This is a genomic window from Acidovorax sp. NN32 (genome assembly GCF_057597245.1).
Genome location: NZ_CP199679.1, coordinates 1,577,909 through 1,602,156, shown reverse-complemented (window position 1 = coordinate 1,602,156; position 24,248 = coordinate 1,577,909). Strand labels below are relative to the sequence as shown.

The following is a 24,248-nucleotide window of genomic DNA, read 5'->3' as shown; positions in this document are numbered from 1 at the left end:
CATGCTCACCACAACCCGCACCCACCGCCTCGCGTCCTTGATGGCCCTCACTGCGGCTCTGGCGGGCTGCGGCGGCGCCACGGACAAGGACAACAACACGACCGCCCCACCGCCACCCGCGAGCGCGCCCGTCACGCTGCATTTCGTGCAGCCCACCGAGAACGTGCTCGAACCCGGCGCATCTGAGCCGCTGGCGGCCGACGTTAGCGTCAACGGCGGCGCAGCCCCCAACGGAACGGTGGTCACCTTTACCGTCAACCCCTCCGCAGCCGCCACCTTCTCCCCCGTGGCGCCCACCACCGTGGCCAGCGTGGCCAGCACCACGCTCACCGTGAGCAGCCTGCCGCCCAGCGCCACCTTCCAGGTCAGCGCCACGGCCACCAGCAGCGCCAACACGGCGGGCGACAGCCTCACGTACTACGTGCGCCCCACCCACAAAAACCTGCAGGTGCTGGTGCCCGCGTATTTCAGCGCCAGCGGCACCTCATCGCCCTGGGCCACCCTCACCAGCGGCGCAGCCAGCTACCCGGACGTGCAGATCACCGCCGTGGCCAGCGCCAGCGACGGCGTGCTGACCGCGGACTCCGAGGTTGACGACGACCTGCTCACGGCCATCAAAGACTTCAAGGCCGTGGCGGGCACCACCAACAAAGTCGTCGCCTACGTGGCCACCTCGGGCAGCGGCGGGTCGCGCTCGGTGGCCGACGTGAAGGCCACCATCGACAACTACATCCGCCTCTACCCCGACCAGCTCGACGGCTTCTTCCTGGACGGCATGGCCACCGACAGCGCACGGCTGGCGTACTTTCAGGACGTCTACAACTACGCCAAGGCCCGGGCCTCGGGCATGAGCAAAGGCGCCACGCCGCCCAACGCACCCACGGTGATCGGCAACCCAGGCACCTACCCCGTAGCGGCCTATGCGGGTGTGGCCGACACGCTGGTCACCTACGCTGGCAATGCCGCCGCCTACCAGGCCACAGACCCCCAGCCCGCCAGCACCTGGGTCTACGCCAAGGACAACACCGCCCAGGCCATGCTGGTCCACACCGCCAGCACCTGCACCGACATGCAGGCTGCCGTGAAGCACGCCCACCGGCCCCGCCTGAACACCGGCATGGTCTATGCCACCAACCTGGCCATCGGCGCCTCGTGGTCGTCACTGCCCACCTACTGGCAGCAGCTGCTGGGCACGGTGGATGCACTCAACAAGAAGCGCCCGCTGCCGCTGTGCTGATGCCAACGGGCAGGGCGCCGAACCCTGCCACACAGGCACCGCTGGCGGGGTGCCGGGCATACCACCCGCCAGAGCTTCCGAACCGCCACATCCCCCCGCCGACACGCTGCATGTCAGCCCGACCTACAACCCAGCAGGCCCGAGTCCCATCACAATCCGCGCATGATGACCGAGCCCACCCCTGCATCCCCGCCCGCCCCCGCTGCCGAGCCGCCACAGCCAGACAGCCCCGCCGCTGAAGCAGCCCCGACCATGCCCCCCCACGCGCCTGCGGGGGACGGCCCCGCACCAGCGGCCCAAATGGCCCAAGCCGACGATGCGGATCAAGCGGCCCCACTCGCCCAAGCCCGGTCAACCCCTGACAGCCCCCCACCGCCTGCGCAACCACCAAGCGGCGCGCCCGCAGCCACCGCATCCCTCCCCGGCCCGCTCATGCTCCACATGCCCGTGGACGTGCGCAACCTCTCGCTCGCGCTGCTGGCGCTGTTTGCCAGCGTGGCCCTGCTGCACTGGGCCAGCGCCGTGTTCATCCCCATCATGCTCAGCCTGCTGCTCACCACGGCGCTGCGGCCCGTGGTGGAGGTCTTGCGGCGCTGCTACGTGCCCCGCTGGCTGGGGGCCGGTGTGCTGCTGATCGCCATCGTTCTGGGCCTGGCCAGCGCCGCCTGGTCGCTGAGCGACGGCGCCGCGCAACTGGTGGACTCGCTGCCCGTGGCCGCCAAGAAGGTGCGCGACAGCCTCAAGGCGCGCACCGGCGCCAGCAGCCCGCTCGACACCATGCAAAAGGCCGCCACGCAGATCGAACAGGCCGCCAACGAAAACAGCGCCACCGCCAGCCCCCCCCGGCGCGGCGTGCAGCGCGTGGTGGTAGAGCGCCCGCCCTTCAACATCCGCGACTACCTGTGGAGCGGCACCATGGGGCTCATGTCCGCGCTGGGGCAGCTCACGGTGGTGGTGTTCCTTACCTACTTTGCGCTGGCCTCGGGCAACCTGTTTCGCAACAAGCTGCTGCGCATCGCGGGCACCAGCCTGGAGCGGCGCAAGGTCACCATCCACGTGCTGGAAGACATCACCAACCAGATCCAGCGCTACCTGATGGTGCAGGTGTTCACCAGCGTGCTGGTGGGCGTGGCCACCGGCCTTGCCTACTGGGCCCTGGGCCTGGAGAACGCCGCCGTGTGGGGTGTGGCGGCCGGGGTGCTCAACCTCGCGCCCTACATCGGCTCCGCCCTGGTCACCGGCGCATCGGCCCTGGTGGCCTTCCTGCAGTTCGGCACCCTGGACATGGCCCTGGCCATCGGCGGTGCATCGCTGGTCATCCACACCCTGGTGGGCAACCTGCTCACCCCCTGGCTCACCAGCCGCACCAGCAGCATGAGCCCCGTGGCCGTGTTCGTCAGCGTGCTCGCCTGGGGCTGGCTGTGGGGCCTGTGGGGCCTGCTGCTGGGCATCCCGGTGATGATGGCCGTGAAGGCCGTGTGCGACCGGGTCGAAGACCTGAAGGCCGTGGGCGAATTGCTGGGGGATTGATACCCGGCATCTGCCGCAAACCGGCAGATGCCCCCCCCGCCACGCTGCGTGGGCGATGCCATATCAGCCCCCACCTCACCCACGCCACCCATATCGCTCGCTATCACGGCGCACCGGCGTGGCCCAGGAGGTCAAGGCGGCCTCAAAGATTGTTTCCAATACTGGAACAGTTAGTTCGCGACCAGGTAGTTTTTCCGTGAACACCATCGGCGTACAGTTCATCCCATCGATGAGCCGAACCCGCAAGGCGACTCACCGAACCCGGTTCAGGAATGGTTCTTGACCCGGCTTTTTTGAGACGCTTTTTAACCTTCAAGGATTTTCATCATGAACAAGACCGCCCGTTTCCTCTCCGTCGCTGCTGTTGCCGCTTTCGCTTCTTTTGGCGCCCAGGCTGACGAAGCCGACAGCTCGCAATTCGCCCTGAAGTTCGAAACGAACCGCACCCGCGCTGAAGTGGCCGCTGAAGCCGCCACCGTCGCCCAGACCCGCAGCCAGGAACCTGCTGGTTCGCGTGTGGTGACCTACACCTCCACCGCTGACCGCGCTGCCGTGCGTGCCCAGGCTGCCGAAGCCCTGCGCACCGGCCAGATCCCCCACGGCGAATTCAGCGCCATGTAATTGGCAGACCAACTGCTTGAGTTTGGTTGAAGCAGTTGCGGGACTTCCCATGGCGGTGGCACTTCGCATTTGCGGGTGCTGTTGCCATGGGGAGTGTTAACTGAACCGCAGGGGCGGGCAGGCAAAAAGGGCTCCCTTTGGGAGCCCTTTTTGTTATGGGTGCCTGCGATCAAAACAGGCCGCGATGCGCAGGTTCGAACGCGCTGCGCTGTCCGCCACTCAGCCGGTATTACGCAACCCCGCAGCAATCCCATTAATGGAAATGTGAATCCCCGTCTGCACCCGCTCATCCCCCTGCCCTGCGCGCCAGCGGCGCACCAGCTCAACCTGCAAGTGGTGCAGCGGGTCGATGTACGGGAAGCGGTGTTTGATGGAGCGGGCCAGGGCCGTGTTGTGGGTGAGGCGCTGTTTGTCGCCGGTGATGCGGGTAAGGGCCTCGGCGGTGCGGTGCCATTCGGCTTCGATGCTGGTGAACACCTTTTTGCGCAGGCGGGCGTCGGTGACGAGTTCGCTGTAGCGTGAGGCCAGGGCCAGGTCGCTTTTGGCGAGCACCATGTCCATGTTGGACAGCAGGGTGCGGAAGAACGGCCATTGGCGGTACATCTTTTGCAGCAGGGCCAGCTGGGTCTTGGGGTCTTTGCCCTCGGTATTCACAAAGGCGTCCACCGCCGAGCCAAAGCCGTACCAGCCGGGCAGCGTGAGGCGGCACTGGCCCCAGCTGAAGCCCCAGGGGATGGCGCGCAGGTCTTCGATCTTCTGGCTGGCCTTGCGGCTGGCGGGGCGGGAGCCGATGTTGAGCTCGGCGATCTCGCGGATGGGGGTGGAGTTGAAGAAATACTCGGTGAAGCCGGGCGTCTCGTACACCAGCGCGCGGTAGCTGCCCATGCTGGCCAGCGAGAGCTGGGCGGCGGCGTCCAGAAACGCCTTGGTGGCGGGCTTGGTGGGCTGCAGCAGCGTGGCTTCGAGCGTGGCGGCCACCAGGGTTTCGAGGTTGCGGCGGCCGATCTCGGGGTTGGCGTATTTGGAGGCGATGACTTCGCCCTGCTCGGTCAGGCGGATCTGGCCGCGCACGGTGCCGGGGGGTTGCGCCAGGATGGCCTGGTAGCTGGGGCCGCCGCCCCGGCCCACGGTGCCGCCCCGGCCGTGGAACATGCGCAGCTGAATGCCGTGGCTGGTGGCGAGTTCGTCGAAGAGTTCAACGAGTGCAATCTCGGCGCGGTACAGCTCCCAGTTGCTGGTGAAGATGCCGCCGTCTTTGTTGCTGTCGCTGTAGCCCAGCATGATGTCCTGCTCGCCACCGCTGCGCTGCACCAGGGCCGCCACGCCGGGCAGTGCATAGAACTCCCGCATGATGGGCGCGGCGTTGCGCAGGTCTTCAATGGTTTCGAACAGCGGCACCACGATGAGGTGGTTCTTGGACTCGGTGTCCAAGGTTCCATTCATCAGGCCCACTTCCTTTTGCAGCAGCAGCACTTCGAGCAGGTCGCTCACCGTTTCGGTGTGGCTGATGATGTAGTGGCGGATGGCTTCGTGGCCGAAGCGCTCGCGCATGACGCGGGCGGTTTCGAAGATGGCCAGCTCGCCCTTGGCATGGGCAGAGTATTCGGCACCCACCACGCGCAGGGGGCGGGCGTCGTTCAGCAGCTTGATCAGCAGGGCACGCTTGGCGGCCTCTTGCAGGCTGGCGTAGTTGGGCTCAATGCGCGCCTTGGCCAGCAGCTCGGCCACCACTTCTTCGTGTTTGTCAGAGCTTTGGCGCAAATCCACCGTGGCCAGGTGAAAGCCAAACACCTGCACGGCGCGGATCAGCGGGTGCAGGCGCTCGGCAGCCAGGGCTTCGCCGTGGTGCGACTTCAATGACGCTTCGATCACGCGCAGGTCGGCCAGGAACTCTTCGGCGCTGGCGTAGGCGTTTTGTGGGGCCACGGCATGGCGGGCGGCCTCACCACCGGTCAAGTCCTTGAGCGATGCAGCTAGGCGCGCGTAGATGCCGGTGAGGGCGCGGCGGTAGGGCTCGTCCACGCGGTGTTCGTTGGTGTCGGGCGAGCGCTGGGCCAGGGCCTCCATCTCGGCCGACACCTGCACCAGACGGGCCGACAGCGACAGCTCGCCCCCCAGGTAGTGCACCTCGGTCAGGTAGTGGCGCAAGGCCACCTCGGCCTGGCGGCCCAGGGCGTATTGCAGCGTTTGCGCAGTGACATTGGGGTTGCCGTCGCGGTCGCCGCCGATCCACTGGCCCATGCGCAGAAAGCTGTGTACGGGGTACTGGCCCAGCTCGTTCTCCAGGTCCGCATAGATCTTGGGAATCTCGCGCAGGAAGGTGGCTTCGTAATAAGAGAGCGCGTTCTCGATCTCGTCGGCCACGGTGAGCTTGCTGTAGCGCAGCAGGCGCGTCTGCCACAACTGCGCCACGCGGGCGCGCAGCAGGGCTTCGTTGGCGGCCAGCTCGCGGGGGGTCAGGGCATCCTTGGCGCTGTTGTAGAGCTGGGCGCGCACCTGGATGTCGTCGCGCGTGGCCAGCAGTTGGGCGATGTCGCGCTCGGCATCCAGAATGCTCTTGCGCTGCACTTCGGTGGGGTGCGCGGTGAGCACGGGGGCCACGTAGCTGCCCGCCAGCGTCTGCGAGATGGTCTTGGGCGCAATGCCAGCCCAGCGCAGGCGCGACAGGGCCACTTCGATGCTGCCCTCTTGCGTGTCGCCCGCGCGTTCGTGCACGGCGCGGCGGCGGATGTGGTGGCGGTCTTCGGCCAGGTTGGCCAGGTGACTGAAGTAGGTGAAGGCGCGGATCACGCTCACCGTCTGGTCGCCCGACAGGGACTTGAGCAGCTTCTTGAGCGCACGGTCGGCCTCCTGGTCGGCGTCGCGGCGGAACGCCACCGAAAGCTTGCGCACCTGCTCGACCAGTTCATAGGCGGCCACGCCCTCCTGGTCCCGGATCACATCGCCCAGAATGCGGCCAAGCAGGCGGATGTCGTCAATCAGGGGCTGGTCCTTGTCGGATCGTTTCATGGTGCGTGGGTCTCCGGAGGTGGGTAGGTGACCTGGCGCCGCCTGCCCCCGCGTCCCCCGGGGCGCACCGGCCCCAGTGCGGGCGCATGCTAGCATCGCCCGCCCCTGAATGATTACAAACAGGTTACGAACTTGAGCCTCGCCCATTCCCCCCTTTCCATCGTCATTGCCACCCGAGAGAGCCGCCTGGCGCTGTGGCAGGCCGAGCATGTACAGGCTCTTTTGCGCGCACAGGGCCACACGGTGGAGCTGCTGGGCATGACCACCAAGGGCGACCAGATCCTGGACCGCTCGCTCAGCAAGGTGGGCGGCAAGGGCCTGTTTGTGAAAGAGCTGGAGGTGGCGCTGGAAGAAGGCCGCGCGCACATTGCTGTGCATTCGCTCAAGGACGTGCCCATGGAGCTGCCCGAGGGTTTTGCCCTGGCCTGCGTGATGGAGCGCGAAGACCCACGCGATGCGTTTGTCTCACCCAACTACCCGAACATTGATGCCCTGCCCCAGGGCGCGGTGGTGGGCACCTCCAGCCTGCGCCGCCAGGTGCTGCTGCAGGCCTTGCGGCCCGACCTCAAGATCGAACCCCTGCGTGGCAACCTGGACACCCGCCTGCGCAAGCTGGACGAAGGCCAGTACGACGCCATCGTGCTGGCGGCTGCGGGCCTGAAGCGCCTGGGGCTCGAATCCCGCATCCGCGCCACGTTTGCGCCCACGGCCATGCTGCCCGCAGCCGGCCAGGGTGCCTTGGGCATTGAAGTGCGCAGCGACCGGCAAGACCTGATCGCAGCACTGGCGCCGCTGGCGCACCAGACCACCTGGCTGACCGTGGCCGCAGAGCGCGCCGTGAGCCGCGCCATGGGCGGCAGCTGCTCCATGCCGCTGGCAGCGCACGGCACGTTCACCGATGGCGTGCTGCAGCTCCACGCCGCCTGGGGCGATGTGGATGCGCAGGCGCCCCTGGTGCGCGCAGCGGCCAGCGCCGCCGTCACCACGCTGGCGCAGGCCGAAGCGCTGGGCGACGCGATTGCGCAGCGCCTGCGTGCCGGTGGCGCACGGGGCGCAGAACCCCTGGTTTGAACGCGCATGCCATGCCCCGGGTGATCGTCACGCGGCCCGCCCGCGAGGCTGCGCACTGGGTCAAGCTGCTGGGCGCGCGTGGTGTGGATGCCGTGGCCCTGCCGCTCATCGCGATCGGCCCCTGCCGTGACGCAGCGGCAGAGCAAGCACTCACCCAGGCGCATGCGCGGCTTGCGCAGTACCGGGCCCTGATGTTTGTCAGTGGCAATGCGGTGTTTCATTTTTTTGAGCCAAATAAGGCCCTAGCGCTTGATGGACAAGCGCTAGCAGCTATCAAAACAAGAGCATGGGCTCCAGGCCCCGGCACGGCGCGTGCGCTGGAGCAGGCCGGTGTGCCGCCTGGCTGCATCGACGGCCCGGCACCGGATGCCCCCCAGTTCGACTCGGAAGCGCTGTGGCAGCAGGTCTCGGGGCAGATCCGGCCCGGCGACTGCGTGCTGATCGTGCGCGGGAGGTCCTCCACGCCCCAGTGCGTACATGAAAGCCCCGGCAACGGCCGCGACTGGCTGGCGCGCCAGATCGAGGCGGCGGGCGGCACGGTGGAGTTTGTGGTGGCCTACCAACGCGGCGCGCCGCATTTTTCAGCGCGCGAGGTGGCGCTGGCGCAACAGGCAGCGTGCGATGGCTCCATCTGGCTGCTGAGCAGCTCTGAAGCCGTAGCCCACCTGGCCGAAGCCCTGCCCGGCCAGCACTGGGGCGCCGCGCACGCGCTGGCCACACACCCGCGCATCGCCGAAGCGGCCCGCGCTGCGGGCTTTGGCACCGTGCGGGAATGCCGTCCGGCGCTGGAGGATGTGGTGGCCTCGATAGAATCGGCCGCATGAGTTCCGTGCCCCCCAACGATCTGCCCCCCGCACCCACCGCAGCGCCCATGGCGGCACCTGCCGCGGCATCCGTGGGCGCACCGGCCGTGGGCCCGGCAGCCGCGCCCGCACCTCCAGCACCTACCCCGGGCCGGGGTGGCGCCGTCACGCTGCTGCTGGGCGCGGTGGCCGCTGCCGCGCTGGTCAGCAGCGGCATGCTGTGGCAAAAGCTCAGCGCCATCCAGGAGCAGCTCGCCCGTCAGTCCGCCGACTCGGGCGCGCAGGCCATCGAGGCCCGCACCATGGCCCGCCAGGCCGAAGAACTGGTGCGCGAGACAGCGGCGCGCCTGTCGGTGGCCGAAGCGCGGGTGAGCGAAGTGGCGCTGCAGCGCAGCCAGCTTGAAGAATTGATGCAAAGCCTGTCGCGCTCGCGCGACGAAAACCTGGTGGTGGACATCGAATCCGCCATCCGCCTGGCCCAGCAACAGGCCCAGCTCACCGGCAGCCTGGAGCCCCTGGTGGCCGCGCTCAAAAGCGCCAACCAGCGCATCGAACGCGCCGCCCAGCCCCGCCTGGCCCCCGTGCAGCGCGCCATTGGCCGCGACCTGGACCGCCTGACCCGCGCCACCGTGACCGACACCGCCGGCCTGCTGGCCCGTCTGGACGACCTGGTACGCCAGGTGGACGAGCTGCCCGTGCTGAACGCCGTGGCCCAGGCGGCCGCCACACGCCGCCTGGCAGCCACACCCGCTCCCACAAACACGCCACCGCTCAACCAGGGCGACCTGGCCTGGTGGCAGGCAGCCCTGCAGCGCAGCTGGGAAGTGGTGCGCGACGAGGCCCGGGGCCTGGTGCGCGTGAGCCGCATCGACCAGCCCGAGGCCATTTTGCTGGCGCCCGAGCAGACCTTCTTCCTGCGCGAGAACCTCAAGCTCAAGCTGCTCAACGCCCGCCTGGGCGTGCTGGCGCGCCAGTTCGAATCGGCCCGCGCCGACCTGGCCGCCGCCAACGCTGCGCTCAACAAGTACTTTGACCCGGCATCGCGCCGCACGCAGAACGCTGCCAGCACGCTGCAGACCGCCCAGGCCAGCATGAAAGCGGCCGAACAGCCGCGCCTGGACGAAACGCTCTCTGCGCTGGCAACAGCTGCAGCCGGAAGATGACACACCCCCTGAGTCGCTTCGCGCCTTCCCCCTCTCTCGCATTGCTGCGCAATGCGGGAGGGGGACGCCCCCAGCGCGGCGGGGCGGCCCTTGCGCGGGGGCACTGGCCTTGGTCGCGCCAGTTTCAGCAATTTGCGCACAGCGCAACGGACAACTGAACTGATATGCGAGCAGCTCTTTGGCTTTTGGCGTTGTTTGGCGTGGCGGTGGCCGCCGCGCTGTTTGCGGGCAACAACCAGGGCACCGTCACCCTGTACTGGCCGCCGTACCGCATCGACCTGTCGCTGAACCTGGTCGTGCTGTTGCTGGTGGGCGGGTTTGTCACCGTGTACGCCGCGCTGCGCGCCCTGGCGGCGCTGCTGGAGCTGCCCCACCAGGCCCGGCGCTGGCGCGTGCAGCAAAAGGAGCGCGCCATGCACGCGGCCTTGCTGGACGCCCTGACGCACATGCTGGGCGGGCGCTTCATCCGCTCGCGCAAGGCCGCGGTGGCGGCGCTGTCGCAAGAAAACGCGCTGGCCACCGCTGGCGAGGCCGTGCCCCACGGCCGCCAGTTGCGCGCCCTGGCCCACATGATTGCGGCCGAGGCCTCGCACGCGCTGCAAGACAGCGCCACGCGCGAAAGCCATCTGCAGGACGCCCTGCAAGAGGCACCGCTGCGCGGCACCGTGAATGAGCAGGAAATGCGCGAGGGCGCCCAGATGCGTGCCGCCCGCTGGTCGCTGGACGACCGCGATGCCAACGCTGCGCTCGACCGCCTGGCCGCACTGCCGCAAGGTGCCGCCCGGCGCACGCTGTCGCTGCGCATCAAGCTCAAGGCCACGCGCCTGGCACGCCAGACGCAAGAGGCGCTGGACACCGCACGCCTGCTGGGCAAGCACCGCGCCTTCTCTCCCGCTGCGGCCCAGAGCATCGTGCGGGGCCTGGCCATTGAACTCATCAACAGCGCACACGACACCGCGCAGCTGCAGCAGACCTGGATGTCGCTGGAATCGTCCGAGCGCAGCATGCCCGAGCTGGCCATCCACGCCGCACAGCGGCTGGCAGCCCTGGGCGGTGACGCGACGCAGGTACGCGCCTGGCTGCTGCCCGTGTGGGACCGCATGGTGGACCTGCCCGACGCGCTGGCCGAACACCATGCGCTGAAGCTGGTGCGCGCACTCGAAGCCGGGCTGGACGACCTCGACGCCCCCTGGCTGGCGCGCATCGAATCGGCCTACCAGGGAAATCCCCGCGACGCCCGCCTGCAGTACCTGGCGGGCATGGCCTGCCTCAAGCGCCAGCTGTGGGGCAAGGCCCAGCAGTTGCTCACACAGGCGGCGCAGCAGCTGGGCGACAGCAGCCTGCGGGCCAGCGCCTGGCGCCACTTGGCCGAGCTGGCAGAAAAACGTGGCGACGACGGCGCCGCCGCCGAGGCCTGGAAGAAGGCCGCGCTCGGCCGGTAAACGGCCTTCTTTGCAAGGCTGCGCCTTCCAGGCGCAGCCCTTTGCGTAAAAAAGCCCGGGCCGCAGCGCTCTGGGCCGCACCGAACCAGGGCATCCCTGGTGAATCCGCCGCCCTCACACCCCGTCGGATACACGCTGGTGCAGCGTGCACAGCATTGGGGAACTTTGAGCGCTCAGGCCTTATCAATTCATTTTTTTTGAATTGAAGCATCAATCTGCCTGAAGCCGAATGCGGCAACGGCTTCCTACACTGCCCCATCGCTTGACGGATGTCAGCCCCGAACGGGCTGGCAGGTTCGCCCAGCCCCCTGTTTGCCAGACCCTCCCATTCTTTCCTGATGACTGCCACCGCCACCCGCACCGCTGCCGACGCACCGCCCCGCCGCTATACGCGCACCGCCATGCTTTTGCACTGGGTGCTGGGCCTGGCACTGATCGGGCTGTTTGGCGTGGGTATTTACATGACCGGGCTGCCGTTCTCGCCGCAGCGGCTCAAGCTCTACAACTGGCACAAGTGGGCGGGGGTCACCATCCTCGTGCTGTCGGTGCTGCGCCTGCTGTGGCGCGTCACGCACCGCCCTCCCGCGCTGCCGCCAGCCATCGAAAACGCCATGCCGGGCTGGCAAAAGCTGGCGCACCACGCCACGCACGGGCTGCTGTACACGCTGTTTTTCGCCGTGCCGTTGATTGGCTGGGCCTACAGCTCGGCAGCAGGCTTTCCCATCGTGTTTCTGGGCCTGTGGCAGTTGCCCGACTTCGTGCCCGTGAGCAAGGAGCTGGCCGAGGCGATCAAACCCTGGCACCAGTACACCGCCTTTGCGATGGCGGGCCTGGTGCTGCTGCACATCGCAGGCGCGCTCAAGCACCAGATCGTGGACCGCGATGGGCTCATCGCCCGCATGCTGCCGGGCAGATGAAACACCCCTGAGTCGCGTGCAGGGCGGGGCAACGCACCGCCCTCCAGATCATGGATCTGGTTTTCACTTTCTGTCTTTTGAACGGAGTTTTTTGCATGAACCTGTCTTCCCAACTGTCTCGCACCCTCCTGGTGGCCGCCGTAGCCTTGAGCGCGCAGGCCGCACTGGCCCAGCAGCAACTGGTCCCCGCCCAGAGCGAGGTGCAGTTCACCGCGCGCCAGATGGGCGTGCCGCTGGATGGCCATTTCAAGAAGTTCAACGCCCAGGTGGCGTTTGACCCCGCCAAGCTGGCCACGAGCAAGATCGCCTTCACCGTAGACACCGGCAGCGCTACGCTGGGCTCGCGCGAAACCGATGCAGAGCTGCCCAAGCCCACCTGGTTCAACGTGCCCAAGTTCCCGCAGGCGCAGTTCGAATCCACTGCCATCAAGGCACTGGGCGGCGGCAAGTTTGAGGTGGCGGGCAAGCTCACCATCAAGGGCACCGCGCAGAACGTGGTGGTGCCCGTGGCGCTCACGCAAAGCGGCCCCACCACCACGGCCACCGGCACGCTGCCGATCAAGCGGCTGGCTTTCAAGATCGGCGAAAACGAGTGGGCCGACACCTCGATGGTGGCAGACGACGTCACCGTGAAGTTCAAGCTCGCACTGACGGGCGTCGGCAAGCTTTGACCAGCTTCTGGCTCCAGCTACGCCTCTTTCATCCTCCGTTTTTCCCCTGGTTCGTTTCGTAGTTCCTCTTTTCAAGGAGTCTTTTTCATGCGCAAGTCCCTCTTCTCCCTGCTCGCCGTGGCCGCTGCCACCGCAATGACCGCTGGCGCTGCCCAGGCCGCCAACTACGCCATCGACCCCACGCACACCTTCGTGACGTTCGAGATCAGCCACTTTGGCGCCACCACCAACCGTGGCCGCTTCGACAAGAAGCAAGGCACTGTGGAATTTGACCGCGCCGCCAAGACCGGGAAGGTGGACATCACCATCGACACCACCTCGGTGAATACCGGCACGCCTCCCTTTGACAAGCACCTGCAAAGCGCCGACCTGTTTGACGCCGCCAAGCACCCCACGATCAAGTTCGTGTCCGACAAGTTCAGCTTCAACGGCGACAAGGTCAGCGAAGTGACCGGCCAGCTCACGCTGCTGGGCAAGACCGCGCCCGTCACCCTCAAGGCCACGCAGTTCAACTGCTACGACAGCCCCATGCTCAAGCGCGAAGTGTGCGGTGGCGACTTTGAAACCACCATCGACCGCACCCAGTGGGGCATGAACTACGGCGTGGAATGGGGCTTCCCCAAGAACGTGCGCCTGGTGGTGCAGATTGAAGCTGTGAAGCAGTAATCCACCATCGGCAGGCACGCGGGCTGCTCGCCCCTGAAGGGCGGCTGCTGCGCGCCAAACCCACGGGCCACCCCTGCGTTCACGCAGCGGGTGGCTTTTTCATGCACGCGCACTTCGCCAAGAGTGTCAGGCAGCGTCCAGCGTGGCATCCAGATTCCAGCCTTGCGGCTGCCATGCCCACACCACATCAGGCCCAAGCGCACGCAGGAAGGTGACGTCGTGCGACACCACGGCCAGCGCGCCCGTGAAGGCTTGCAAGGCAGACTGAAGCGCTTCGATGGCATCCACATCGAGATGGTTGGTGGGCTCGTCGAGCAGCAGCATTTGCGCGGGCTCGCCCAACCACAGGGCGCAGGCCAGGGCGGCCTTGATGCGCTCTCCACCGCTGAGCACGCCCGCAGGCCGCTGCACTTTGTCCGCGCCCAACCCCATCTGGGCCAGGTGCGTGCGCAGCGCCGCTTCGGGCAGGGGCGTGCCGAGCGCCTGCAGGCGCGCCAACACACCGTGCTGGGGTGGAAGCAGGTCGGCGTTGTGCTGGTCCAGCCAGGCGGCCCGCACACCCCGCAACACCCGCCCCGCAGTGGCCAACGCAGGGTTGGCAATGGTGCGCAGCAGGCTGCTTTTGCCGCAGCCGTTGGGCCCAGTGATGGCGATGCGGATGGGCCCGTTCCAGACTCCATGGAGCGGAGGAAAGCCGGGCGGCGCATGCGGCACATGGACCTGTTCGAACGCCAGCACCTGCTTGCCCGCAGGCACGGCGCTTTGGGGCAGCACCAGCGCCGTAGCGCCCCCTGCAGGAACACGCTGAGCGGCCTCGCGCACCGCATCGTTCAGCCGCAGGCGCTCCTGCTGCTGCCGCTCGTGCTCGCGACCCGCGTGGGCCTGGGCGTTGTTCTTCTTGCGGTCCAGCAGGACGGATGCCTGGTTGGCAGTGCGGCCGGCCTCGCGCCCCCGCGCGGCGCGGCTCTGCTGGGCATCGTGCTCGCGCTGCAGCGCCCGCATGCCCCGCTCGCGCTCGGTGCGCGCGTGGTCCAGCGCGGCCTGGGCAGCAGCAGCCTCGGCCTGGCGCTGTGCCTCGTACACGGACCAGTTTCCGCCGTAGCGCTGCAGCCCCGCTGCAGACAACGCAACCATGTTGTTCGCCATGCCCAGCAATTCGCGGTCGTGGCTGGCCACCAGCACGCCACCGCGCCACTGCGCCAGCGACTCCATCAACCAGCGCCGACCCGGCCGGTCCAGGTGGTTGGTGGGCTCATCCAGCACCAGCAGATCGGCGCCCGACAGGAATGCCCCCGCCAGCGCCACGCGCATGCGCTCGCCACCGCTAAGGTGCTGCGCCGCGTGTCCCGGCGGCAGGTGGCCCAACCCCAGCGCGTGCAGCGCCTGCTGCCATTGCGAGGGCAGGTCCCACCGCCCGTCGGCCAAAAGCAGATCATCGGGCGAGCCCCTGCCCGCTTCCAGTCGGTCGAGTGCACCCAGAACCGGGCCCAGGCCCGCAATATCGGCGACGGTGGCCGAAGGGGCTGCACCGACCTCCTGCGCCACCGCGTGCACGGAAGGGCAGCCCGCCACCACACCGCTTGCAGGCTGCAGCATGCGCTGCGCAAGCTGCAAGAAAACGCTTTTGCCAACGCCGTTGGCGCCCACCAAGCCGGTCACGCCTTGGCCCAGGGCCACATTCAGCGGGCGTGCCCACAGTGCCTGCCCGTCAGGCAAGCTGAATGTGACGTCGTGGAACTGAAGGACAACGGGACCCGCAGACGAAGCCGCACTGCGGGGCGCGGCATTAGAGGGCCGAGGAGGGAAGGCAGCCGTCGAGGCTGCGGCAGCGCTGCGGCTGCGATGGGCGGAATCGCCCGGCATTGAAGGTGTCGCCATGCAAAAGCACTCCAGACAAGACATACAACCGCCTGGCCCGGCAATGGGCAAGCAGGAAGGAAAGGCTTGAGGGGCTTACAGGCGCATCGGACGAATACCTCAGGGGCAAAGAAGGACGACTGCGGAATGTACCGCAATCCCGGCCCTCAAAAAATTAACTTAACGTAAATCAATTACGAATAGTAGAATCGCAAAACCGATTTGAGGAGACTCTGCATGAACGCCATCCTGAAACCTGATCTGGCCACCCTGCCCCCGCCCGCGCCCATCCAGCAACTGCACCACTACGCCTACAAGGCGCGTGACGCTGAAGAAACGCGCCAGTTCTATGAGGACATCCTGGGCCTGCCGCTGTACCACATCATCCAGAGCGACTACGTGCCGAGCACGGGCGAATACTGCCCCTACACGCACTTCTTCTTTCGCCTCAAGGACGGTTCTTTCATCGCCTTCTTCGACCTGGGCGACGACGTGAAGGCAGAGCCCTCGCCGAACACGCCGCTGTGGGTCAACCACATTGCTTTTCGCGTGGACACGGTGCAGGAGCTGGAGAACACCAAGAGGCGCCTGGAGGCCCACGGCATCGAGGTGCTGGGCGTAACGGACCACCACATCTTTCACAGCATCTATTTCTTTGACCCGAACGGTATCCGTCTGGAGCTGTCGGCCCAGCTGGCCGACGAAGAACAGATGGCCAAGGACAGCACCGTGGCCCACGCCCGCCTGAACGAGTGGACGGCGCGCAAGGAGCAGTGGCGCAAGGAGCGCGCTGAAGGCAAGGCGGTGGAACCGCTCAAGCCGCAGCAGAACGACCGGCCAGAGTTCGTCAAAGGCTGACAAGCCTTTGGCGCCGCCACGTTGCACACCCAACGTGCAACGTGGCGTCAGCGATAAAAATACAGGTAAAAATAGCCTCCAGCGCTTTACCAACAAGCGCTAACAGCTATTTATTTGGTAGCAAAGCTCCACCAACCACTCCGCCGGTCGCAATCAGCCTTCCTGAGGCTGTTGCTGCTGCGCCCGCATGATCTGGTGGCGCTGCCAGTAGGCCCCCACCACGGCGTTGAACTGGTCCTTTTCCTTGGTGAGGCCGGACAGCTTGATCTTGCTGGTCTTGGCGCCCAGGCCCAGGGCGTTCTTTTCGGGGTGCGTCACGACCAGTGCATTGCCGAAGCTGCTTTCCTTGAATTCCAGCGCCTTGATGGCGTCCCAGAACACCGTGGTCTCGTCGGCCGAGGTGCGGATGCCGTCGATGCTGACCTCCACCGTGTTCTCCCCCTTGAGCGCAAACACCACGGGCGGAAAGTAGCGCAGCACCAGCGCGCGCTCTTCGTCGGTGGCGGGCTCGTAGCGGTAGGCCAGGCTGCGCTCATGGTCTTGCGCAAACTGCTGTTCGTAGTCACTCCACAGGCGCTGCTCGATCGCGTCCGCCGTCAATATCTCTTGCACCCAGGTGGCAGCGGGCGCGCGCACGGCGATGGCACCGTAGTCCTGCTCTTTCAGCGCCATGCCCACGTTGCGCAGGCGCTCGGGCATGGCGGGGTGCGAGTCAAAGGGGTGGGGCACGTTGGCCGTCTTCATCGCATCCAGAAAATCGTCGGAGGCCGCATAGGGCGCCAGCCCCTGGGCCACAAAGCGGGCGATGCCCAGCGTGGTGGTGTCGTGCCGCTCATTGCGGCCAAACAGCTCGTCCTCGATCTTGAAACGGTATTGCGCGTAGGCCGCGATCTTGACCAGCGACTGCGCAATGGCCGCTGGCGAGATGAGCTTGGCAGCGATGCGGTCAGCCTTGAACTCGCGCTCGCGGCTGTCGCGCGCCAGGGCGATTTCGAAGATGGTGCGGTACAGGTCCAGCACTGGCGACACCACGGCCGAGAGCCCCCCGCTGCGAATCGCGTGGCGGTAGTGGTCAAACTGCACCAGCTTCGGGCCCAGCCGGGCGCTGCTCTGGGTGTCGCCGCCGCGCAGGTGGGCCAGCTCGTGGCCAAACACGGCGTCGGCCTCGGCCTGGTCCAGGATGCGCAGCAGGGGCAGGCTGACAAACAGCGTGCGGCCCGTGAGCGTGTGGTTGCCCACCGTGAGCGGTGCCTCGGTCACGAAAAAGTTGGCATCGATGCCCGCCACGATGTTCTGCGGAGGCTCGGTCTTCAGGCGCTGGGCCATGTGGCGGATGCGCTTCCACAGCAGGGGCGCATCGTCTTCGGACACCAGCTCGCCCACGGCTTGGTTGTCAGACTGCACGCGCTTGAAGATGCCCGCCACCGCCACAAACACACCCACCGCCACGGCCAGCCCCACGACGATGATGAGCTTGGGCGAATACTTGTGAAAGAAGAACGCCGTGACCCAGAACGACAGCCACACCGCCATCGCCCCCTGCACCACCAGCGCGGCGGCACTGGCCCAGGTGGTCAGGCGCCACCCCGCGACAAAGCTGGTGTACTGCAGCGTGCGGTCGGCAAAGGCCAGCGCGCCCAGGCCCAGCACGGCCACCAGCAGCACGCCACTGGCCACCAGGGTCCAGAACGACACTGCTCGCGCCATGTGGAACTGCCACACGTCGGAATAGCGCTCGCACAGGGCTTCGCGGTAGTCCTGCGCCTCGGGGTCTTGGCTGCTGCAAATGGTGGACGGCGGATTGCTGCGGTAGTAATCCTTGCGCGCCTGCTTCTCGGCGGGCGGCATGCCCTTTTCAGCGTCGATGCGCTGGCTGATGCCGGCCACAAAGTTCGCGTCCTGGTCGCGCTGCGCGTAGACGGTGAACCCATAGGTCAACGCCGGGATGAGAAAAAGCGCCAGCAGCGCGTAGACAAAGACCTTGGCAAGGCCCGCGCGGAGTGCGGATGGAAGATGCATGGATGGGAACGATTGGTTGTATGTTTTTGACCCGGGCAATGCGTGGAGCCCGCCCCCTCTCCAGGGGCCCTCTCGCTCCACCGGGCGGGATTATCAAGACGCCACGGCGGGCAGGTCGAGCGACAAGGTAACAATTGGCGAGAAATGCCCGACAGACGGAATGCCGGTGGGATGCGAGCGCAGGGGAAGACCGGCTGGCGCTCCCGTAAAATGCCCGGTCCACCCTCTTGACCGTTGAGGCACGCCCTGTGCCTGCCTCTTCCTTCTGCCAAACCCCATGAGCACGCCCCAAGCACAACCCGGCCTCGACAGCCTGTCCAAGTCCTTTGAACCCGCCGCGCTGGAAGCCCACTGGGGCCCCGAATGGGAAAAGCGCGGGTATGGCACCGCAGGCCACCGTGGCACGGGCCAGCCCCAGGCGGGCGAGCCCGCCTTTTCCATCCAGCTGCCCCCGCCCAACGTGACGGGCACGCTGCACATGGGCCATGCGTTCAACCAGACGATCATGGACAGCCTCACGCGCTACCACCGCATGCGTGGCTTCAACACCGTCTGGGTGCCGGGCACCGACCACGCGGGCATCGCCACGCAGATCGTCGTGGAACGCCAGCTGCAGGAGCAGGGCATCAGCCGCTACGACATGGGCCCCACACCGCCCGAGGCGCGCAAGAACTTTGTGAGCAAAGTGTGGGAGTGGAAGGAGAAGTCCGGCAACACCATCACCACGCAGATGCGCCGCATGGGCGACAGCGTGGACTGGAGCCGCGAGTACTTCACCATGGATGACAAGCTCTCCAAGGTGGTGACCGACACCTTCGTGAAGCTGTACGAGCAGGGCCTGATCTACCGCGGCAAGCGCCTGGTGAACTGGGACCCGAAGCTGCAGTCCGCCGTGTCCGACCTGGAAGTCGAGAGCGAAGAAAAAGACGGCTCGCTGTGGCACATCGCCTACCCACTGGCCGATGGATCGGGCAGCCTGACGGTGGCCACCACCCGGCCTGAAACCATGCTGGGCGACGTGGCGCTGATGGTTCACCCCGAGGATTCACGCTACACGCACTTGATCGGCAAGATGGTCAACCTGCCGCTGTGCGACCGCCAGATCCCGGTGATTGCCGACGAGTACGTGGACAAGGAATTCGGCACGGGCGTGGTGAAGGTAACGCCTGCGCACGACCAGAACGACTATGCCGTGGGCCAGCGCCACAAGCTGCCCATGATCGTGGTACTCACGCTGCAAGCCACCATCAACGAGAACGCCCCCGCCAAGTACCAGGGCATGGACCGCTTCGTGGCCCGCAAGGCCGTGGTGGCCGACCTGGAAGCCATCGGCGCGCTGGTCGAGGTGAAGAAGCACAAGCTCATGGTGCCGATCTGCACCCGCACCGGCCAGGTGATCGAGCCCATGCTGACCGACCAGTGGTTCGTGGCCATGAGCAAGGTGGGCGAAGGCGACCCCACCGGCAAGAGCATTGCGCAAAAGGCCATCGATGCCGTGGCCAGTGGCGAAGTGACCTTTGTGCCCGAGAACTGGGTGAACACCTACAACCAGTGGATGAACAACATCCAGGACTGGTGCATCAGCCGCCAGCTGTGGTGGGGCCACCAGATCCCGGCGTGGTACGACGAAGACGGCAACGTGATCGTGGCCCGCGACGAAGCCGAAGCCCAGGCCAAGGCGCCCGGCAAAAAGCTGCGTCGCGACGAGGATGTGCTGGACACCTGGTACTCGTCCGCCCTCGTGCCCTTCAGCACCATGGGCTGGCCCAACCAGGGCGACAGCGCCACCGATGACTTCAACCTGTACCTGCCCAGCACCGTGCTGGTGACGGGCTACGACATCATCTTCTTCTGGGTCGCCCGGATGATCATGATGACCACGCACTTCACGGGCCGCGTGCCGTTCAAGCATGTGTACATCCACGGCCTGGTGCGCGACGCGCAGGGCAAGAAGATGTCCAAGTCCGAAGGCAACGTGCTCGACCCGGTGGACCTGATCGACGGCATTGCGCTGGAGCCCCTGCTCGACAAGCGCACCACCGGCCTGCGCAAGCCAGAGACCGCGCCCACCGTGCGCAAGAACACGCAAAAGGAATTCCCCGAGGGCATTCCGGCCTATGGCGCCGATGCGCTGCGCTTCACGTTTGCCGCACTGGCATCGCTGGGCCGCAGCATCAACTTCGACAGCAAGCGCTGCGAGGGCTACCGCAACTTCTGCAACAAGCTCTGGAACGCCAGCCGCTTTGTGCTGATGAACTGCGAAGGCCAGGACTGTGGCCTGAAAGAGCACACCAAGGAAGAGTGCCAGCCCGGCGGCCCGGCCCACGGCTACATGCAGTTCAGCCAGGCCGACCGCTGGATCAGCTCGCTGCTGCAAAAGACCGAGGCCGAAGTCGCCAAGGGCTTTGAGGAATACCGCCTGGACAACGTGGCCAACACGATCTACGACTTTGTCTGGAACGAGTACTGCGACTGGTACCTTGAGATCGCCAAGGTGCAGATCCAGAACGGCACCGAAGCGCAGCAACGCGCCACGCGCCGCACACTGATCCGCACGCTCGAAGCCATCCTGCGCTTGGCGCACCCCATCATCCCGTTCATCACCGAAGCCCTGTGGCAGGTGGTGGCGCCTGTGGCAGGCATCCCGGGCGAGTCGGTCAGCATTGCGCGCTACCCCCAGGCCCAGCCCGAGAAGATCGACGAGGCCGCGATTGCCCACATGGGCCGCGTGAAGGGCCTGGTGGACGCTTGCCGCGCGTTGCGTGGCGAAATGAACGTGTCCCCGTCCACCCGCCTGCCGCTGTACACCGTGGGCGACACCGACTTCATGCGCGGCGTGGGCCCGGTGCTGCAGGCCCTGGCCAAGCTCAGCGAGGTCAAGGTGTTTGACGACGAGGCCGCCTGGGCCGCTGCCGCGCAGGCGGCGCCTGTGGCCGTGGTGGGCGAAGCTCGGCTGGCGCTGTACATGGAGATTGACGTGGCCGCCGAGAAGGCCCGCTTGTCCAAGGAAATCGCCCGCATCGAAGGCGAAGTCGCCAAGGCCAACAACAAGCTCTCGAATGAAGCCTTTGTGGCCAAGGCCCCACCGGCCGTGATCGACCAGGAAAAGAAGCGCATCGCTGACTTCGGCGCCACGCTGACCCGCCTGCGCGACCAGCTGGGTCGCCTGGGCTGAGAGAACAAAAGTGAAGGGCCGGGCAGCTCTGGCCTGACACTTGCATATCCACGACGACCACAACACCCCGAATCCCTGTCTTCACTCAAGGAGTCTCATGACTGTTGCCACCACCGTTCGCAAAGCCGTATTTCCCGTCGCTGGCCTGGGCACCCGTTTTCTGCCTGCCACCAAGGCGTCTCCGAAGGAAATGCTGCCCGTGGTTGACAAGCCGCTGATTCAGTACGCTGTGGAAGAGGCTTATGCCGCTGGCATCCGCCACATGATCTTCGTGACCGGCCGCAGCAAGCGCGCCATCGAAGACCATTTCGACACGGCGTATGAGCTGGAGGCCGAACTCGAAGCCGCCGGCAAGAAGGAACTGCTGGCGCTGGTGCGCTCCATCCAGCCCGACGACATGGACTGCGCGTTCGTGCGCCAGCCCCGCTCGCTGGGCCTGGGCCACGCCGTGCTGTGCGCCGAGCCGCTGGTGGGCAAGGAGCCCTTTGCCGTGCTGCTGGCCGACGACCTGATGGTGGGCCCCCCAGGCGGCCAGCCCGTGCTGGCCCAGATGGCCACCGCCTTCCGCCAGCAAGGCCGCTCGGTCATCGCGGTGCAGGAAGTGCCGGAAGACCAGGTCCACAAATACGGCATCGTGGCCGGCGAGCCCGCTGGCGGCCCGCTGATCCGCATTGAACGCATCGTCGAAAAGCCCAAGGCCGATGTCGCCCCCTCGCGCATGGGCGTGGCCGGCCGCTACATCCTCACGCCCGGCGTGTTCGACGAGATCCGCAACCAGCCACGCGGCGTGGGCGGCGAGATCCAGCTCACCGACGGTATCGCCCGCCTGATGCAGCACGAAGCCGTGTACGCCTTTCAATACGAAGGCAAGCGCTACGACTGCGGCAGCAAGGAAGGGTTTCTGGAAGCGACGGTGGAGCTGGCTTTGCAACACCCGCAGGTGGGCGCGCAGTTCCGGGAATATCTGAAGACCTTGGCGCTGTAAGCCACAGTCCGGGCTCACACTGGAAGCGCCTCAAACGCTTCCCAATTAATAGCTGCCAGCGCTTATCCATAGAGCGCTGGCAGCTATTTTTTCTTAAATCTACCGACGACGCAGGATGTGGATGTATTCCTCGCCCACCGTCTGCTGCTCCACCAGCTCGTTGCCCGTCTGCTTGGCAAACGCCTGAAAATCCCGCAGCGACCCGCCATCGGTGGCCACCACCTTCAGCAACTGGCCGCTGGCCATGTCGGACAGCGCCTTCTTGGCCTTGAGGATGGGCAAGGGGCAGTTCAGGCCCCGGGTGTCGATTTCTTTGTGAATGTCCATGGTCGTCAATCCTTTGGCGGCGGCGGTTGTTCGTCCAGGCCGCGCCGCCGTTCTGCATTTTCTTCAGCGGTAAAAAACACCGGCTCGTGCCCCTTGGTGCGCAGCCAGTCGGCCAGCGCGTAGCCCGTGCCCGCCGGCCAGCATTTGAGGTCTGCCAGATCGTACAGCCGGTAATCCACCAGCTCGGGCGACAACTGAACCTGCCCCGTGGCCACCACATGGTAGGCAATGATGATCTGGTTCATGCGCAGGAACTCATAGGCGCCCACCAGGGTGGTGGACTGCACGTCGAGGTTGGTTTCCTCCTTCACCTCGCGCGCAATGCCTTCCTGAGGCGACTCGCCTGCCTCCATGAAGCCGGTGATCAGCGCGAACATCTTGCCCGGCCAGGCCGCGTTGCGCGCCAGCAGCACCTTGCCGTCGATCTCGACAATCGCTGCCAGCACGGGCGTGGGGTTGTTCCAGTGGGTCCAGCCGCAGGCGGGGCAGCGCAGCCGCTCCTTGTCGCCTCCGTCTTCGGCCAGGGTGATGGGCTGTAGCGCGGTACCGCAGTGGGTGCAGTGGCGGACTTCGTAGTGCATGGTAGAGCTATTATTTTTATAGCTGCCAGCGCTTATTCATCAAGCGCCAGCAGCCAATTTCATTAAAACCTTCGAACCCGGCAGCCAATGGCCGCCTGTCACGCAGGAAACACACCGGTAGACAGATATCGGTCGCCCCGGTCGCACACGATGAACACGATGGTGGCATTGCTGTCGCGCGCCGCAATCTGCTGCGCCACCCAGCACGCGCCTGCGGCCGAGATGCCTGCAAAGATGCCCTCTTCGCGCGCGAGACGGCGGCACATGTCTTCGGCGCTGTCCTGGTTCACATAGACCAGCTCGTCCACCGTGCTCGGGTCATAGATCTTGGGCAGGTACTCTTGCGGCCACTTGCGGATGCCCGGGATGCGCGAGCCTTCCTCTGGCTGCGCGCCGATGATCTGGATGCCGGGGTTCTTCTCCTTGAGGAAACGCGACACGCCGGTGATGGTGCCCGTGGTCCCCATGGCGCTCACAAAGTGCGTGATGCGCCCGCCCGTCTGCTCCCAGATCTCCGGGCCGGTGGTTTCGTAGTGGATGCGTGGGTTGTCGGGGTTGCCGAACTGGTCGAGCACCTTGCCCTCGCCGCGCTTTTGCATGGCCTCGGCCAGGTCGCGTGCGTGCTCCATGCCGCCGCTCTTGGGCGTGAGCACAAGTTCGGCACCAAAGGCCTTCATGGTCTGTGCGCGTTCGATGGACAAGTCTTCGGGCATCACCAGCACCATGCGGTAACCCTTGATGGCCGCCGCCATCGCCAGCGCAATGCCGGTGTTGCCCGACGTGGCCTCGATCAGCGTGTCGCCGGGGCGGATGTCGCCACGCTCCTCGGCCCGGCGGATCATCGACAGCGCGGGCCTGTCCTTGACTGACCCGGCCGGGTTGTTGCCCTCCAGCTTGCCCAGCACCACATTGCCGCGCGCCGCGTTGTCCTTGGCCCCAATGCGCTGCAAAGCGACCAGAGGGGTGTTACCCACTGCATCTTCAATCGTCGGATATTTCATGCGCCCTACTGTGCCATAATTTGGGGCTTCACGAATTCCAGCCCGGGTGGTGAAATTGGTAGACGCAGGGGACTCAAAATCCCCCGCCGCAAGGCGTGCCGGTTCGATTCCGGCCCCGGGCACCACGAACAAGTCCGTAAGAGCGCAGGCTCTTACGGACTTTTTTCTTGCGCCTTTGAAATCCGCACCTTAGCTGCCCATACCCGCCCAGACCTATCCATCCCATCCGCAACGGGTGGGGGCATATCTGGGGGTACATTTTCAAAAAAGAGGGGCAGATTGATACGTTCCCGGTGCCCACAGCCGGTACCTCGG

Annotated in this window: 19 protein-coding genes and 1 tRNA gene; 14 read left to right on the top strand and 6 right to left on the bottom strand. The window is 66.2% G+C overall.

Annotated features, from left to right (window positions below; all coding sequences use genetic code 11):
* Position 1 precedes the first annotated feature (1 nt).
* From ACT89O_RS07360 to ACT89O_RS07350, 3 genes are all read left to right on the top strand, one after another.
* Complete coding sequence (locus ACT89O_RS07360) at positions 2 to 1,237, top strand: spherulation-specific family 4 protein (RefSeq protein WP_158603269.1); 1,236 nt, start codon at positions 2 to 4, stop codon at positions 1,235 to 1,237.
* A 165-nt stretch (positions 1,238 to 1,402) separates the two neighbouring features.
* Complete coding sequence (locus tag ACT89O_RS07355; RefSeq protein ID WP_487262826.1) at positions 1,403 to 2,767, top strand: AI-2E family transporter; 1,365 nt, start codon at positions 1,403 to 1,405, stop codon at positions 2,765 to 2,767.
* Between the two features lie 327 nt (positions 2,768 to 3,094).
* Positions 3,095 to 3,388: a hypothetical protein gene (locus ACT89O_RS07350; protein WP_055397528.1), complete on the top strand. Its 294-nt coding sequence runs from the start codon at positions 3,095 to 3,097 to the stop codon at positions 3,386 to 3,388.
* 219 nt (positions 3,389 to 3,607) lie between these two features.
* Here the strand turns inward: ACT89O_RS07350 and ppc are convergent, their stop codons facing one another.
* On the bottom strand, positions 3,608 to 6,397 hold the full coding sequence (gene ppc / locus ACT89O_RS07345) for a phosphoenolpyruvate carboxylase (protein ID WP_487262228.1): 2,790 nt from the start codon (positions 6,395 to 6,397) through the stop codon (positions 3,608 to 3,610).
* Positions 6,398 to 6,529: 132 nt separating this feature from the next.
* Between ppc and hemC the strand changes: the two genes are divergently transcribed.
* The 7 genes from hemC to ACT89O_RS07310 all read left to right on the top strand — a co-directional run bounded on the left by hemC (position 6,530) and on the right by ACT89O_RS07310 (position 13,130).
* Complete coding sequence (gene hemC, locus ACT89O_RS07340) at positions 6,530 to 7,468, top strand: hydroxymethylbilane synthase (RefSeq protein ID WP_487262227.1); 939 nt, start codon at positions 6,530 to 6,532, stop codon at positions 7,466 to 7,468.
* Positions 7,469 to 7,479: 11 nt separating this feature from the next.
* Positions 7,480 to 8,292, top strand: a complete 813-nt coding sequence (locus tag ACT89O_RS07335; RefSeq protein WP_487262825.1) for a uroporphyrinogen-III synthase — start codon at positions 7,480 to 7,482, stop codon at positions 8,290 to 8,292.
* Positions 8,289 to 9,434, top strand: coding sequence for a uroporphyrinogen-III C-methyltransferase (locus ACT89O_RS07330; RefSeq protein ID WP_487262226.1), 1,146 nt, complete (start codon positions 8,289 to 8,291; stop codon positions 9,432 to 9,434). The genes ACT89O_RS07335 and ACT89O_RS07330 overlap by 4 nt, the downstream gene beginning before the upstream one ends.
* Positions 9,435 to 9,598: 164 nt before the next feature.
* On the top strand, positions 9,599 to 10,876 hold the full coding sequence (locus tag ACT89O_RS07325) for a heme biosynthesis HemY N-terminal domain-containing protein (RefSeq protein WP_487262225.1): 1,278 nt from the start codon (positions 9,599 to 9,601) through the stop codon (positions 10,874 to 10,876).
* A 338-nt stretch (positions 10,877 to 11,214) separates the two neighbouring features.
* Positions 11,215 to 11,793, top strand: coding sequence for a cytochrome b (locus ACT89O_RS07320; protein ID WP_436130568.1), 579 nt, complete (start codon positions 11,215 to 11,217; stop codon positions 11,791 to 11,793).
* A gap of 95 nt (positions 11,794 to 11,888) precedes the next feature.
* A complete protein-coding gene (locus ACT89O_RS07315; RefSeq protein WP_487262224.1) occupies positions 11,889 to 12,464 on the top strand; it encodes a YceI family protein in 576 nt (191 codons plus the stop codon).
* A gap of 87 nt (positions 12,465 to 12,551) precedes the next feature.
* Positions 12,552 to 13,130 (top strand): YceI family protein, encoded by a 579-nt coding sequence (locus tag ACT89O_RS07310; RefSeq protein ID WP_228899928.1) that lies wholly within the window; start codon positions 12,552 to 12,554, stop codon positions 13,128 to 13,130.
* A 126-nt stretch (positions 13,131 to 13,256) separates the two neighbouring features.
* On the opposite strand, the gene ACT89O_RS07305 is transcribed toward ACT89O_RS07310, so the two are convergent.
* A complete protein-coding gene (locus ACT89O_RS07305) occupies positions 13,257 to 15,008 on the bottom strand; it encodes an ABC-F family ATP-binding cassette domain-containing protein (RefSeq protein WP_487262223.1) in 1,752 nt (583 codons plus the stop codon).
* Positions 15,009 to 15,224: 216 nt separating this feature from the next.
* On the opposite strand from ACT89O_RS07305, the gene ACT89O_RS07300 reads away from it, so the two are divergent.
* Entirely contained in the window at positions 15,225 to 15,845 is a 621-nt protein-coding gene (locus ACT89O_RS07300; protein ID WP_228899926.1) for a VOC family protein, read from the top strand.
* A 153-nt stretch (positions 15,846 to 15,998) separates the two neighbouring features.
* Here the strand turns inward: ACT89O_RS07300 and ACT89O_RS07295 are convergent, their stop codons facing one another.
* A complete protein-coding gene (locus tag ACT89O_RS07295; protein WP_487262222.1) occupies positions 15,999 to 17,864 on the bottom strand; it encodes a M48 family metalloprotease in 1,866 nt (621 codons plus the stop codon).
* Positions 17,865 to 18,141: 277 nt separating this feature from the next.
* Here ACT89O_RS07295 and ACT89O_RS07290 point away from each other — a divergent pair, with 277 nt between their 5' ends.
* Entirely contained in the window at positions 18,142 to 21,039 is a 2,898-nt protein-coding gene (locus ACT89O_RS07290) for a valine--tRNA ligase (RefSeq protein WP_487262221.1), read from the top strand.
* A 97-nt stretch (positions 21,040 to 21,136) separates the two neighbouring features.
* On the top strand, positions 21,137 to 22,024 hold the full coding sequence (galU, locus tag ACT89O_RS07285) for a UTP--glucose-1-phosphate uridylyltransferase GalU (protein ID WP_055401640.1): 888 nt from the start codon (positions 21,137 to 21,139) through the stop codon (positions 22,022 to 22,024).
* 99 nt (positions 22,025 to 22,123) lie between these two features.
* Here galU and ACT89O_RS07280 read toward each other — a convergent pair whose 3' ends face one another.
* The 3 genes from ACT89O_RS07280 to cysM form a co-directional block, all read right to left on the bottom strand.
* Entirely contained in the window at positions 22,124 to 22,351 is a 228-nt protein-coding gene (locus ACT89O_RS07280) for a sulfurtransferase TusA family protein (RefSeq protein WP_010459874.1), read from the bottom strand.
* 5 nt (positions 22,352 to 22,356) lie between these two features.
* Positions 22,357 to 22,932 carry an NUDIX domain-containing protein gene (locus ACT89O_RS07275; protein ID WP_306553685.1) on the bottom strand — a complete coding sequence of 192 codons (576 nt, stop codon included), beginning with the start codon at positions 22,930 to 22,932 and terminating at the stop codon, positions 22,357 to 22,359.
* 98 nt (positions 22,933 to 23,030) lie between these two features.
* On the bottom strand, positions 23,031 to 23,933 hold the full coding sequence (gene cysM / locus ACT89O_RS07270; protein WP_431152263.1) for a cysteine synthase CysM: 903 nt from the start codon (positions 23,931 to 23,933) through the stop codon (positions 23,031 to 23,033).
* A gap of 40 nt (positions 23,934 to 23,973) precedes the next feature.
* Here cysM and ACT89O_RS07265 point away from each other — a divergent pair.
* A tRNA-Leu gene (locus ACT89O_RS07265) sits at positions 23,974 to 24,058 on the top strand.
* Positions 24,059 to 24,248 lie beyond the last annotated feature (190 nt).